Below are 13,998 nucleotides of genomic sequence, written 5' to 3'. Positions count from 1 at the left end.
AGGTCAGTAAGGCTTGACCGCGATCGAGGGGGAATGCAGGTGGGTCTTCTCCCGTCCGTTGCCGACGAACATGTGCACACCGCACGGCAGGCAGGGGTCGAAGCTGCGGACCGCCCGCATGATGTCGATGCCCTTGAACCGGTCCGGCGGGTTCTCCTCGAAGATCGGCGTGTTCTGGACCGCGTCCTCGTACGGGCCGGGCGTGCCGTAGGAATCCCGGACGCTGCCGTTCCACGGCGTCGGCGGGTACGGGTGGTAGTTCGCGATCTTGCCGTCGCGGATCACCATGTGGTGCGAGAGCACCCCGCGGACCGCCTCGGTGAAGCCGCAGGAGATCGCCTCGTCCGGAACCTTGAACGGCGTCCAGGTCTCGGTCTGGCCCGACCGGACCTCGGCCATCGCCTTCTCGCAGAAGTGCAGCGCGAGCGCGGCCGCGTAGGCCTGGAAGTAGGTCCGGGCCCGGTTCCGCTCGATCGCGTTGCTCCACTGCGGGATCTTCCACTCGTACTCCGTGGCCGGCTTCAGCGCCGTCCGCGGCAGCTGGATCTTGACGCTGTGCCCGGTGGCCTGGATGTAGTCGGTGTTCACCAGTTCGGACAGCGCCGTCGACCACAGGCGGGCGATCGGGCCGCCGCCGGTGTCGAGCGCGAGGTGGTCCTTGCCGTCGAACCAGCGCGGCGACATCGTCCAGCTGTAGGCGTTGGAGAAGTCGCGCTTCTGCGGCTTCGGCAGCGTGTGCTGGTTCCACGGGTGCCGGACGTCGATCGGGTTGCCGAGCGGGTCGATGTCGACGAACTTCTCGTGGCTGCCGTCGGCCCAGTCGTCGTAGTACGAGCTGCCGAGCAGGATCCGCAGGCCGAGGTTGATGTCGACCAGGCTGTTGGTGACCAGCTTGCCGTCCACCACCACGCCTGGGGTGACGAACATCCGCCGGCCCCACGCCTCCATGTTCTGGTACTTGAAGTCGCAGATCGCCGGGTCGTTCAGGCTGCCCCAGCAGCCGAGCAGGATCCGGCGCTCGCCGACGTGCTCGTAGCCCGGCAGCGCCTCGTAGAAGAAGTCGAACAGGTCGTCGTGCAGCGGCACGACCTTCTTCATGAACTCGATGTAGCGCATCAGCCGGGTCAGGTAGTCGGTGAAGAGCTGGATCGTGGCGACCGTGCCGACCCCGCCGGGGTAGAGCGTCGACGGATGGACGTGCCGGCCCTCCATCAGGCAGAACATCTCGCGCGTGTAGCGGCTGACGTGCAGCGCCTCGCGGTAGAAGTCGCCCTCCAGCGGGTTCAGCGAGCGCATGATGTCGCCGATGGTCCGGTAGCCGTGGTCGCCGGCGTGCGGCGCCTCGGTCCGGTTCGCCAGTTCCAGCACGCCCGGGTTGGTCTCCTTGACCATCCGCTCGCAGTAGTCCACCCCGACCAGGTTCTCCTGGAAGATGTTGTGGTCGAACATGTACTCCGCGGCCTCGCCGAGGTTGATGATCCACTCGCCGAGGTGTGGCGGCGCGACGCCGTACGCCATGTTCTGCGCGTAGACCGAACAGGTGGCGTGGTTGTCGCCGCAGATCCCGCAGATCCGGCTGGTGATGAAGTGGGCGTCGCGCGGGTCCTTGCCCTTCATGAAGATGCTGTAGCCGCGGAAGATCGACGACGTGCTGTGGCACTCCTGGACGGTCTTCTGCTTGAAGTCGACGTTGGCGTAGATGCCCAGGCTGCCGACGATCCGGGTGATCGGGTCCCACGCCATCTCGACGACGTCGGAGCTCCTCGAGTCACTCGCGGCGGGCTTGACCTTCGGGTCGGTGGTGGTCATGGCGTCACCAGACCTTCTCGTAGCCGGTGGCGAGGTCGGACCCCTTGCGCCGCCACTTGGGTTCCTTGTTGCTGGTGTTCTGGGTGAACTTGCGCAACCGGCGGATCACCGTGCCGTAGACCATGCTCGCGGCGGTGGAGACCTTGCTGCCGGGCGGCTCGTCCATGAACGGCATGAACTTGTCCGGGAAGCCGGGCATCGTGCAGGCGATGCAGATGCCGCCGACGTTCGGGCAGCCGCCGACGCCGTTGATCCAGCCGCGCTTGGGCACGTTGCAGTTGACCACCGGGCCCCAGCAGCCCAGCTTCACCAGGCACTTGGGCGAGCCGTACTCCTTGGCGAAGTCGCCCTGCTCGTAGTACCCGGCCCGGTCGCAGCCCTCGTGCACGGTCCGGCCGAACAGCCATTGCGGTCGCAGTTCGGCGTCGAGCGGGATCATCGGGGCCTGCCCGGCCACCTGGTACAGGAGATAGACGAGCGTCTCGGACAGGTTGTCGGGGTGGATCGGGCAACCTGGCACACAGACGATCGGCAGGCCGGCCTTGGACTTCCAGCTCCAGCCCAGGTAGTCGGGCACGCCCATTGCGCCGGTCGGGTTACCGGCCATCGCGTGGATCCCGCCGTACGTCGCACAGGTGCCGACGGCGACCACCGCGGTGGCTTTCGGGGCGAGGCGGTCCAGCCACTCGGACGTCTTCATCGGCTGCCCGGTGGCCGGGTTGTTGCCGAAGCCGGCCCAGTAGCCGTCGGTGTGGATGGCCTCGTTCGGGATCGAGCCCTCGACCACCAGGACGAACGGCTCCAGCTCACCGCGGTCGGCCTTGTGCCACCAGGCGATGAAGTTGTCGGCGCCGGTCTCCGGGCCGCACTCGAAGTCGATCAGCGGCCAGTGCACCGCGATCTTCGGCAGCCCGGGCAGGGCGCCCAGGACGATCTCCTCGATGCTGGGCTGGGTGGCCGCGGTCAGTGCGACCGAGTCTCCGTCGCAGCTCAGTCCGCCGTTCATCCAGAGGATGTGCACCACACCCTCGTCGGTCTCCTGCGCCTGATCCGGTTCCAGTGTGGTGGACACGACCCGCCCTCCTCGGCCGGGGACAGCCCGGCCCTTTTCGACCGTACGTCGGTCACGATCGGTCCGACAGACACTTGTGTCAGGTATTTATGGCGGTGTCCGGAAATCCGGGATTCCCCGATTCCAGGACATTTCTGAGCGGCTTTCAGGCACCGTTCCGGCCCGTATTCTTGATCAATGGACGATCCCGGCCGTGAGGTGTTCGTCTCGCCGGTGGTCGTCGTGTCGCACGCGTTCCCGGCGCGCCCGGGTTCGATCCCGGACGCCGAGCAGTTCGTCCGCGAGGCCCTCGACCCGGTCACCCTCGAACCCGAGGAGAACCGGGCCCTGTACGACGCGATCACCACCGCGCTGCTGGCCGCCGCCGGGCCGAAGGACGGCGTCTTCGACGTGACCGTGCGGATTTTCCCCGACGGCGTGGAGGTCGAGGTGCTGCACGGGGCCGGCGTCCGCCGGGTGCAGCCCGCCTCGGAGCCGTTCGCCGACTGGCTGAACGGCGTCCTGCGCGGTCAGGGACTGTCCCAGCAGGCGGCCGCGCAGCGGATCGGGGTGTCGGTGCGGACCATCAGCCGGTGGCTGCGCGGCGACACCGAACCGCGGTTGCGGGACCTCCGCAGGGTGCACGAGATCTTCGGTCCGTGATCTGGCGTGCGTCCGGGTCCGGGTTTAGTGTGCGAATTATCCGCTGATCGTGGAATTCGTCATTTATTCGCCCGCCGGGGTGGGTCTAACGAACGATTCAGAGCGTGTTCGCAGCCGCGTGCTGGTCACCGGCGTCGTCCAGGGCGTCGGCTTCCGACCGTTCGTCTATTCGCTGGCCCGTGAGCTCGGGCTGTCCGGCCAGGTCGCCAACACCGCGGGCGGAGTGATCGCGGAGGTCGAGGGACCCGCGGGCGCGGTAGCCGCGTTCGGCCGGCGCGTGCGCACCGACGCCCCGCCGCTCGCCGTGGTCTCGACCGTGACGCCGGAGCCGCTGCCGCCCGCCGGGGGGACCGACTTCGTCATCCTCGACTCCACTGCCGGCCCCGGCCGGACGCTGGTCTCGCCTGATGTCGCCACCTGCGCGGACTGCCTGGCCGAGTTCGCCGACCCGTCCGACCGGCGCTACCGGCATCCGTTCATCAGCTGCACGAACTGCGGTCCGCGCTTCACGATCATCACCGGTCTGCCCTACGACCGGCCGGCCACCACGATGGCCGACTTCCCGCTCTGCCCGGACTGTGCCCGCGAGTACGCCGATCCGGCCGACCGCAGGTTCCACGCCCAGCCGATCGCCTGCCCCGCCTGTGGGCCCCAGTTGCAGTTGGTCCAGCCCGGCCTCGAGACGGCGTACGACGAGGATGCGCTGGCGGCCGCACACGCGCTGCTGATCGACGGCGCGATCCTGGCGGTCAAGGGGCTCGGCGGTTACCACCTGGTCTGCGACGCCGGCGACCAGGCGGTGGTGACCACGCTGCGGAAGCGTAAGGACCGCGGAGACAAGCCGTTCGCCGTGATGGCCGCCGATCTCGACGCGGCCCGGCGGATCGCGTTGGTCGACGCCGCGGAGGAGGAACTGCTCACCGGCATCCGGCACCCGATCGTGCTGCTGCGGCGCCGGCCGGGTGCGGCGGTCGCCGAAGCCGTTGCCCCCGGCAACCCCGATCTCGGAGTGATGCTGCCGTACACCCCGTTGCACCAGCTGCTGTTCGACCAGCCCGGCCCGTGTGTGCTGGTGATGACGAGCGGCAACCTGTCCGGTGAGCCGATCGTCACGGACGACGAGGAAGCCGAGACCCGGCTGGCCGGCCTGGCCGACGCCTGGCTCGGTCACGACCGCCCGATCCACGTGCCGTGCGACGACTCCGTCGTACGGATCGTGGACGGGACCGAGCTGCCGGTTCGGCGGTCGCGCGGGTATGCGCCGTTCCCGATCGACCTCCCGGTCCCGGTCCGGCCCGCGCTGGCGGTCGGTGGGGATCTGAAGAACACGTTCTGCCTCGGCGACGGGCAGTACGCCTGGCTCTCGGCGCACGTCGGAGACATGGACAACCTGGCCACGCTGGAGGCCTTCGAACGGGCTGAGCAGCATCTCGAGCAACTGACCGGCGTCCGGCCTGAGGTGCTCGTGACCGACAAGCATCCGTCGTACCGGTCCCGGCAGTGGGCACAGCTGAACGCGGCCGGTCGAGAGGTGATCGGGGTCCAGCACCATCACGCGCACCTCGCGTCGGTGATGGCTGAGCATCGCCATTTTGGCAAGGTCATCGGGTTCGCCTTCGACGGGACCGGGTTCGGGGACGACGGTGCGGTCTGGGGTGGCGAAGTACTGCTGGCCGACTATGACGGATTCGTCCGGGACGCACACCTCAAGTACGTGCCGCTACCGGGCGGCGACGCGGGGGTCCGCAATCCGTGCCGGATGGCGTTGTCGCATCTGCGCGCCGCCGCGCTGCCCTGGGATCCCCGTCTGCCGTCGGTGCGCGCCTGCGGCGGGCCGGAGCTGGAGTTGCTCGACGCCCAGCTGACCAAGGACATCGCGTGTGCGCCGACGTCCAGCATGGGCAGGTTGTTCGACGCGGTCTCGTCGCTGGCCGGGGTGTGTCACCGGGCCGGGTACGAGGCGCAGGCCGCGATCGAACTGGAGGGACTGACCTCGGCCGGTCGGGGGCTCGGTGCGTACGAGTTCGCGATCGCGGGGGAGGAGATCGATCCGGCGCCGGTGCTGGCCGGCGTCGTCCGAGATGTGCTGGCCGGGGTGGCGCCGGGCGTCGTGGGCGCCCGCTTCCACCGGGCCTTGGCCGAACTGATGGTGACGCTGGCCGAGCGGGCCCGCGCCGCCCGGGATCTGTCCACCGTCGCCCTGTCCGGCGGTGTGTTCGTCAACCGAGTGTTGCTATCGGCAACTACCGCCGCACTGACCGCGGCCGGTTTCACCGTCCTGCGCCACCGCCGGGTGCCCCCGACGGACGCCGGACTCGCGCTGGGACAGCTGGCGGTCGCGGCCCGCGCCCGCAGGGAGGGGACATCATGTGTCTAGCCGTACCGGGGAAGGTCGTGGAGATCCGGGAGGAGGACGGTACCCGGATGGGCCGGGTGGACTTCGGCGGTGTGCTGAAGGACGTCTGCCTGGAGTATCTGCCCGATCTGGAGGTGGGTGAGTACACCATCGTCCACGTCGGCTTCGCGTTGCAGCGCCTGGACGAGGAATCCGCGATGCAGTCGCTCGAGCTGTACCGCAAGCTCGGCGCGCTGGAGGAGGAGTTCGGCGACCAGTGGGGACTGGCGGCGCGGCAGGCCGGCGAGCGCCGCCCGCCCGGAACCGAGTGGCAGCGCGCCGACGAGCTGGGGGAGGTGCCGGGATGAAGTACCTCGACGAGTTCAGCGATCCGGTCCTGGCCAGGAAGCTGGTCGACCAGATCCACGCCACGGCGACGAAACCGTGGGCGATGATGGAGGTCTGCGGCGGCCAGACGCACACGATCGTCCGGCACGGCATCGACCAGTTGCTGCCGGACGGCGTCGAGATGATCCACGGCCCGGGCTGTCCGGTCTGCGTCACCCCGCTGGAGATCATCGACAAGGCGCTCGAGATCGCCTCCCAGCCGGGCGTGATCTTCTGCTCCTTCGGCGACATGCTGCGGGTGCCCGGTAGCGGCCGCGACCTGTTCCGGATCAAGAGCCAGGGCGGCGACGTCCGGGTGGTGTACTCGCCGCTCGACGCGCTCCGGCTGGCCCAGCAGAACCCGGACAAGCAGGTGGTCTTCTTCGGCATCGGCTTCGAGACCACCGCGCCGCCGAACGCGATGACCGTCTACCAGGCCAAGAAGCTCGGCATCCCGAACTTCAGCCTGCTCGTCTCGCACGTCCGGGTGCCGCCGGCGATCGAGGCGATCATGCAGTCGCCGAGCTGCCGGGTTCAGGGCTTCCTCGCCGCCGGCCACGTCTGCAGCGTGATGGGTACGGCGGAATACCCCGAGCTCGCGGACCGGTACGGCGTACCGATCGTGGTCACCGGGTTCGAGCCGCTGGACATCCTGGCCGGCATCCTGCGCACGGTCAGCCAGCTCGAGAAGGGCGAGCACGTGGTCGAGAACGCGTACCGGCGCGCCGTCCGCGACGAGGGCAACCCGGCCGCGAAGGCGATGCTGGCCGACGTGTTCGAGACCACCGACCGGGCCTGGCGGGGGATCGGGATGATCCCGCAGAGCGGCTGGCGGTTGTCCGAGCGGTACCGCGAGTACGACGCCGAGTACCGCTTCCAGGTGCGCGACATCGCCACGCAGGAGTCGACGGTGTGTCGCAGTGGTGAGGTCTTGCAAGGGCTGATCAAGCCGCACGAGTGTTCGGCGTTCGGGACGCTGTGCACACCACGCAATCCGCTCGGCGCGACGATGGTGTCGAGTGAGGGCGCGTGTGCGGCGTACTACCTCTACCGCCGGCTCGAGATGCCTGCCGAGGTGGTGACGACCGGTGGCTGAACAGGTGATGTTGCCGGATCCCGCGATGCCCCATCCGCCGGACTTCGACGGATGGACCTGTCCGCTGCCGTTACGCGATCACCCTGCGGTCGTGATGGGCCACGGGGGCGGCGGACAGATGTCGGGCGAGTTGGTCGAGCATCTCTTCCTGCCCGCGTTCGCGAATCCGGTACTGGGGGGACTGACGGACTCTGCCGTGTTCACGCTCGGCGAGGCCAGGTTGGCATTCTCGACCGACTCGTTCGTCGTGCAGCCGTTGTTCTTCCCGGGCGGCAGCATCGGTGACCTCGCCGTCAACGGCACGGTCAACGATCTCGCGATGAGTGGCGCGCAGGCGGCGTACCTGTCCTGCGGCTTCATCCTCGAGGAAGGCGTCGAGCTGACGGTGGTCGGCCGGATCGCGACGGACCTCGGGGCCGCCGCGCGCCGGGCGGGCGTCACGATCGCGACCGGCGACACGAAGGTCGTCGACGCGGGTCATGGCGATGGCGTGTACATCAACACCGCCGGCGTCGGGCTGGTCCCGGCCGGCGTGGACATCCGCCCGCAGCGGGCGGCCCCCGGTGACGTCGTCATCGTGAGCGGCCAGATCGGCGTCCACGGGATCGCGATCATGAGCGTGCGCGAGGGGATCTCGTTCGGCACCGAGGTGGTCAGCGACTGCGCCCCGCTGAACGGGCTGGTGGCGGCGATGCTCGCTGCCTGCACCGATCTGCACGTCCTGCGCGATCCGACCCGGGGTGGCGTGGCGACCTCGCTGAACGAGATCGCCAAGGCGGCCGGGGTCGGCATCGAGCTGATCGAGAGCGCGCTGCCGGTGCCGGAGACGGTCGCCAACGCCTGCGCGTTCCTCGGGCTGGATCCGCTGTACGTCGCGAACGAGGGCAAGCTGCTCGCGATCGTGGCCCGGGACGACGCGGACGCCGTACTCGCGGCGATGCGGGCGGACCCGCTGGGTGCGGACGCAGCGGTGATCGGCGAGTGCGTGGAGGCGCATCCGGGAATGGTCGTGACGAAGACGGCTTTCGGTGCGACTCGGGTGGTCGACACACCGATCGGGGAACAGCTGCCGAGGATCTGTTAGCGGGCTGCCAGCCAGCTGTGCCAGGCGTCGAGGCCGTCGCCGCGGGTCGCGGAGATGGGGAGCAGCTCGACGTCCGGCTGCAGCCGCCGGATCAGGTCCAGACACAGGTCGACGTCGAAGTCGACGTACGGGAGCAGGTCGATCTTGTTCAGCAGGACGAGGTCGGCGGTGCGGAACATGTACGGGTACTTCGCCGGTTTGTCCGCGCCCTCGGTGACCGAGATGATCACCACCCGGGCCGACTCGCCGAGGTCGAACAGGGCCGGGCAGACCAGGTTGCCGACGTTCTCGACGAAGACCAGCGAACCGTCGGGCGGGGCGAGCTCGAGCAGGCCGCGGTCGAGCATCTCCGCGTCCAGGTGACAGCCGGCGCCGGTGTTGATCTGCACCACCCTGCTGCCGGTCGCGCGGATCCGCTCGGCGTCCAGCCAGGTCTCCTGGTCGCCCTCGATGACGAGGGTCTCGCGGCGACCGGCGAGGTCGCGGACGGTGCGCTCCAGCAGGGTCGTCTTTCCGGAGCCCGGTGAGCTCATCAGGTTGATCGCGGTGACCGCGTGCTCGGCCAGCCGGTGCCGGTTGGCCGCGGCGAGCAGATCGTTCTTCGCCAGGATGTCCTGCTCGAGCAGCACTGTCCTGGTCCCGTGCTCGTGCTCGTGCGGGTGCTCGTGTTCGTGGTCGTGTGGATGGTCGTGCGTGTGGACCGGCTCCGGACCGTCGACCAGGGATACCCGGGTGGCGGCCTCGTCGGAACAGCCGCAGGTGCTGCACATGTCACTGCACCTCCACCGAGACGATCCGCAGCTCGCGGCCGGCCAGGATCTCGAGATCGGCGCTGCCGCAGTCGCACAGCATGATCGGATCGTCGAGCGCGAACTCCCGCCGGCAGTCCCGACAGTACGCCCGGCCCGGCGGCTCGTCGATGTCCAGCCGGGCGCCCGCCAGCCCGGTGCCGTCGGCCACGATCCCGAAGCAGAACCGGATCGAGTCCGTCACCACCCCGGACAGCCGGCCGATCTCCAGCCGGACGGCGGCGACCGGTCCGTCGCCGATCTTCTCGACGATCGCATCGACAATGCTCTCCGTGATGGCGAGCTCGTGCACGCTCTCGACGGTAGGTGCGGCCGTCCGGGCCCGGCAAGGCCCGAAGACACGGGAAAACCTGCACGTCCGCAGCGGGTGGGTGGACACGGGGTGTGACCGGGTCCGGTGAGGCCCGGTTGAGCGTCGTTCCGGCGGAAAACGGCAGCCGCCGGCTACGGCCGGATTTACATCGGTGACGAATAGTTACCGTTGCTTGAAGCAACCAGCGGGAGGGTCCGGAAATCGGTCGGCACAGTCGCTACCGCACAGGTGGGGGACAGTCATACGCTCCGGATGTTCAGCCTGCGGTCGAGGGGGGACCGCCCGTGTCCGGAGGGGAAGCATGAGACGACGCCTGAAGCACTCTGCTGCGCTCGTTGCCCTGACCAGCCTGTTCCTCGCGTCCTTGTCGGCGCCGGTGCAGGCCGCCGCCAAGAAGGATCCGCCGCCGGGCCAAGGGCCGGGCACGATGCAGGTGCAGTCCGCGACCGACGCCGTCCTGTCGAAGCTGGACCCCAAGCTGGAAGCGAAGGTCAAGAAGGGCGATACCGCCCCGGTGGCCGTGTTCGCGACCGTCCAGGGCGACACCACCCGGGCCCGCGCGGTACTCGACAACGCCCGGGTGGCGAAGTCCGGTGACGCCGCCCTGGTGCTCGGATCGATCCCGGTCCAGGCGCTGCCCAAGCTGGCCGCCGTACCCGGGGTCGTCGCGATCCAGCCGATCGAGCTGGCCAAGACCGGCCAGCCGTTGAACGATCCTGACCCCGAGTTGCACAAGGCCCCGACCGCGGCCGAGAAGAAGGCCGCGCTCACGAAGGTCAAGGCGGACGACGTCCCCTACACCGAAGCCCCGCCACTGCGCGGCTCCAACTTCGAGAAGCTGCGCAAGCAGAACCTGCTGGACGCCAAGACGCACAACTTCACCGGCGCCTGGAACGCGGGCTTCACCGGTCAGGGCGTGACCGTCGGCGTCCTCGACGGCGGCACCGACTGGGGCCACCCGGACCTGCTGAACACCTGGCAGACCTGGACCGGCCAGACCGGCGCGAAGGCCGGCTGGAACGGCTGGCCGAAGGCGTTCGACCCGTTCGGCACACTGCAGTGGCTGGCCGACCCCAGCCAGGTCGACCAGGGCCTGTCCTGGTACACCAAGACCACCGCCGCGACCTGCGCCAAGTCCGGCGCGACCTGCTCGGTGGACTTCGCCACGAAGACCGGTCCGTCGCGCAACTTCAACCTGCCGGCCGGGACCAAGCAGCACACCTACACGTTCCCGGCGAAGTGGAGCAAGTCCGGCAAGGTCATGCTCGGAAGCCACCCGGACGACTACATGCTCGAGCTGTACGGCGAGCGGCCCGGATTCCTGCTCACCGACCCGCACACCGCCGGCGTCTACGACACCGCGTACGTCGACCTGGACGACGACTACTCGTTCGCCGACGAGAAGCCGGTGACCAAGTCGTCGCCGGCGTCGTACCGGGACATGAACGGCGACGGCTACACCGACCTGTCCGGTGGCCTGCTGTACTACATCTCCGACGGCAAGACCCCGATCCCGGGTGGCCTGGACGCGTTCGGCGTCGAGGACACGTCGTACGGACCCGGCGCGCTGGTCGCGTGGACCGGTGACTTCGACCCGGGGATCGAGGGCCACGGCACACTGACCGCGTCGAACATCGTCGGCCAGGCGGTGATCAACGGGAAGGCACCGACCTTCAAGGACATCCCGGGTGGCAAGTACGCCGGTGCCGTGCTCGGTGGTGCTCCGCACGCCAAGCTGGCGCCGTTCGGCGACATCTACATGGGCTTCGACTTCTCCACCCAGTTCGGGTACTTCCTGTCCACCCGGGGCGGGGTCGACGTCACGTCCAACTCCTACGGCGAGTCGACCACCGACAACGACGGTTGGGACGCCGCGAGCCAGGAAGCCGACGTGATCCACGACGGCCACAAGACCACCGCACTGTTCTCCACCGGCAACGGCGCTCCGGGCTTCGGTACGGCGACGGCCGCGGCGCCGTCGACCGCGATCGAGGTCGGCGCGTCCACCCAGTTCGGCGGAACCGGCTGGGACTCGATCGTGCGGACCAGCCAGATCACCGACAACGACGTGATGGTGTGGTCCAACCGGGGCTTCGGCGCGAACGCCACCAACGGCGTCGATGTCGTTGCCGACGGCGCCTATGCACCGGGTGACGCCACCTTGAACACCATCCTGGACGGACGGAACGCCTGGGTCACCTGGGGTGGCACCAGCCGGTCGACCCCGGTCGCCGTGGGCGCGACGGCCCTGGTCTACCAGGCCTACGAGAAGGCGCACGGCGGCTCCGTGCCGGTGGGCTTCTACTCGACCGCGCAGGACATCCTGAAGTCGACCTCGAAGGACCTCGGGTACGATGCCAACGTCCAGGGCTCGGGTTCGATCGACGCCGGCAAGGCGGTGGCGGGTGCTCTCGGCAGCCGTGCGACCGTGTCGCCGACGGAATGGCGGGTCGGTGACTACCGCGGCACCGAGTACCCGGTGTTCGCGAACATCATCTCGCCCGGTGGCATCGACACCCAGAAGTTCGACCTCAAGGGCCCCGGCACGTGGCAGGTCAGCGACCGGCAACTCGTCCGGACCGACACCGACACCCTCTCCTTCAGCAGCAAGGATCTGAGCCAGGAGAGCACGTCGAACTTCAACGCGCCGGACTACCTGATCGACCTGACCAAACAGGTCAAACAGCATCGGGACGCCGATCTGATGGTGGTCAAGCTCGAGTACCCACGGTCCGAGTTCGACGGTGACAACAACCTGACCGAGGACCAGGCCTGGCGGCTGCTCACCTACAACTGGACCGACGTCAACCACGACGGCAAGCTGTGGACCGACAAGAACCACAACGGCGTCGTCAACCACACCGACAAGACGACCAGCTCGAACATCGACGGCTTCCTCGACCTGGACTTCGCCAAGTCGGACATGGAGCAGGGCGAGTACGAGCGGTTCATGTACCACCGGGCCGGCTCGAACGCGCTGCAGTCGTACGTCGCCGACCCGGCGAAGCGGATGGCCGACGGCCTGTTCCTCGGTCTGCAGCACTCGGCGAAGAACACGGCCATCCCGGTCACCGACTTCAAGGTCTCGATCGACTGGTACAAGAACAGCGACTGGAAGTGGGTCAGCACACCGAAGACCGCGAAGGGCTCGTTCACCGCGTCGATCAAGGTGCCGACCAGCACGCCGTACGGGATGTACTCCGGCGCCGTCGTGCTGAACCGGGGCTCGGACTCGATGGTGGTGCCGGTGTCCGTGGCGGTCGCGGCGAAGGCGGCGCAGGACGCGACCGGCAAGATCACCGGGGCGATCACCTTCGGCGGTGACGACGTCGCTCAGTCGCAACGTAACCTGACCTACAACAACGGCTCGGTGTTCGGTGCGAACGACTGGACCTGGCGGGCCGAGTCCGGTGACTGGCGGTTCTTCTACCTCGACGTACCGAAGACACCCGCGGAAGGCACCAAGTTCCTGGCCAACACCAGTTGGGAGGACTCCGGTCCGTACACCGACCTGGACACGTTGATCATGGGGCGCTCGGTGAACCACTTCCAGCTCGAGCCGGACTCCGTGTACGGCGCGCCGTACACGATCGACACGGTCGGGAAGAGTCCGAACACCAACGTCCGGACCGGTGTCTGGCGGTTCGACACGGCGACCGGTGGTCCGGCCGACGTGGTGACCGCGCCGGCGCAGGAAGGCCTGCAGGCGCTCGCGTTGCACCAGGTCAGCTGGCAGGGTGACAAGTTCAACACCCCGTTCAAGGTGCAACTGGGCAGTGCGTCCGTCTCGCCGTCGTCGGTCGTGCAGACCGCGACCGGGGACACCGGTGGGTTCGACGTGAAGTTCGACTCCAGCGTGGCGCTGGACGGGCTGAAGGCGTCCGCCTACGGTCTCAGCCAGCCGAGTACGACGACCGAGGTCGCCCACCAGGACGACCCGAACGACCCGTCCACGGCGAGTGTGAAGAAGAACATCACGCTCGCGCACGCGTCCCGGTTGAGCGTGAGCACGGCACTGGACAGCAACGACCTGGACCTGTACGTGCTCCGGGACGCCAACAACGACGGCGTGTTCTCGCCGTCCGAGATCGTTGCCTCGTCCGCCGGTGGTACGGCGAACGAAGCGGTCGATCTGGTCAACCCGCCGGACGGCAACTACCAGATCTGGGTGCACGGCTTCTCGGTCTCCGGTACGCCGTCGTTCACGCTGAACGTCAACGCGATCCAGGGCAACGACCTGACCGTGAGCGGTGTGCCCACCGGTCCGGTCCCGGCCGGCACCACGGTCACGCTGCACGTCGACTACAACAAGGCGATGACACCCGGCCAGAGCTACAACGGCGAGCTGCTCCTCGGCCCGACCACGGCTCCGTCCGCCCTGTCCGTCCCCATCAAGATCACCAGATAGCCGCAACTTCCGCGGCGGGGGCCGTATCAAGCTCGTCGAGAGT

The 13,998-nt window shown here is 68.5% G+C and carries 10 protein-coding genes; 6 read left to right on the top strand and 4 right to left on the bottom strand.

Annotated features, from left to right (window positions below; translation table 11 throughout):
* Positions 1–3: 3 nt before the first annotated feature.
* Entirely contained in the window at positions 4–1,809 is a 1,806-nt protein-coding gene (locus OG876_RS06165; protein ID WP_328523793.1) for a nickel-dependent hydrogenase large subunit, read from the bottom strand.
* Between the two features lie 4 nt (positions 1,810–1,813).
* Entirely contained in the window at positions 1,814–2,881 is a 1,068-nt protein-coding gene (locus OG876_RS06160) for a hypothetical protein (protein ID WP_328523792.1), read from the bottom strand.
* 177 nt (positions 2,882–3,058) lie between these two features.
* Here OG876_RS06160 and OG876_RS06155 point away from each other — a divergent pair, with 177 nt between their 5' ends.
* The 5 genes from OG876_RS06155 to hypE all read left to right on the top strand — a co-directional run bounded on the left by OG876_RS06155 (position 3,059) and on the right by hypE (position 8,425).
* Positions 3,059–3,523 (top strand): helix-turn-helix domain-containing protein, encoded by a 465-nt coding sequence (locus tag OG876_RS06155; RefSeq protein ID WP_328523791.1) that lies wholly within the window; start codon positions 3,059–3,061, stop codon positions 3,521–3,523.
* A gap of 118 nt (positions 3,524–3,641) precedes the next feature.
* Positions 3,642–5,900, top strand: coding sequence for a carbamoyltransferase HypF (hypF, locus tag OG876_RS06150; RefSeq protein WP_328523790.1), 2,259 nt, complete (start codon positions 3,642–3,644; stop codon positions 5,898–5,900).
* Entirely contained in the window at positions 5,891–6,226 is a 336-nt protein-coding gene (locus OG876_RS06145; RefSeq protein ID WP_328523789.1) for a HypC/HybG/HupF family hydrogenase formation chaperone, read from the top strand. The genes hypF and OG876_RS06145 overlap by 10 nt, the downstream gene beginning before the upstream one ends.
* Positions 6,223–7,341: a hydrogenase formation protein HypD gene (gene hypD / locus OG876_RS06140; RefSeq protein ID WP_328523788.1), complete on the top strand. Its 1,119-nt coding sequence runs from the start codon at positions 6,223–6,225 to the stop codon at positions 7,339–7,341. Before OG876_RS06145 ends, hypD begins: the two co-directional genes overlap by 4 nt.
* Positions 7,334–8,425: a hydrogenase expression/formation protein HypE gene (gene hypE, locus OG876_RS06135; RefSeq protein WP_328523787.1), complete on the top strand. Its 1,092-nt coding sequence runs from the start codon at positions 7,334–7,336 to the stop codon at positions 8,423–8,425. The genes hypD and hypE overlap by 8 nt, the downstream gene beginning before the upstream one ends.
* On the opposite strand, the gene hypB is transcribed toward hypE, so the two are convergent.
* Together hypB and OG876_RS06125 are read right to left on the bottom strand one after the other, a co-directional pair.
* On the bottom strand, positions 8,422–9,195 hold the full coding sequence (gene hypB / locus OG876_RS06130; RefSeq protein ID WP_328523786.1) for a hydrogenase nickel incorporation protein HypB: 774 nt from the start codon (positions 9,193–9,195) through the stop codon (positions 8,422–8,424). The two genes, hypE and hypB, sit on opposite strands and share 4 nt — an antisense overlap.
* 1 nt (position 9,196) lies before the next feature.
* Positions 9,197–9,526, bottom strand: a complete 330-nt coding sequence (locus tag OG876_RS06125; RefSeq protein WP_328523785.1) for a hydrogenase maturation nickel metallochaperone HypA/HybF — start codon at positions 9,524–9,526, stop codon at positions 9,197–9,199.
* Positions 9,527–9,848: 322 nt separating this feature from the next.
* Between OG876_RS06125 and OG876_RS06120 the strand changes: the two genes are divergently transcribed.
* On the top strand, positions 9,849–13,955 hold the full coding sequence (locus OG876_RS06120; RefSeq protein ID WP_328523784.1) for a S8 family serine peptidase: 4,107 nt from the start codon (positions 9,849–9,851) through the stop codon (positions 13,953–13,955).
* Positions 13,956–13,998 lie beyond the last annotated feature (43 nt).

It is taken from the genome of Kribbella sp. NBC_00359 (assembly GCF_036097425.1).
In the GTDB taxonomy this organism is placed as follows: Bacteria; Actinomycetota; Actinomycetes; order Propionibacteriales; family Kribbellaceae; genus Kribbella.
Note: the sequence above shows the minus strand (reverse complement) of the source record. Positions and strands in the feature narration are given on the sequence as shown.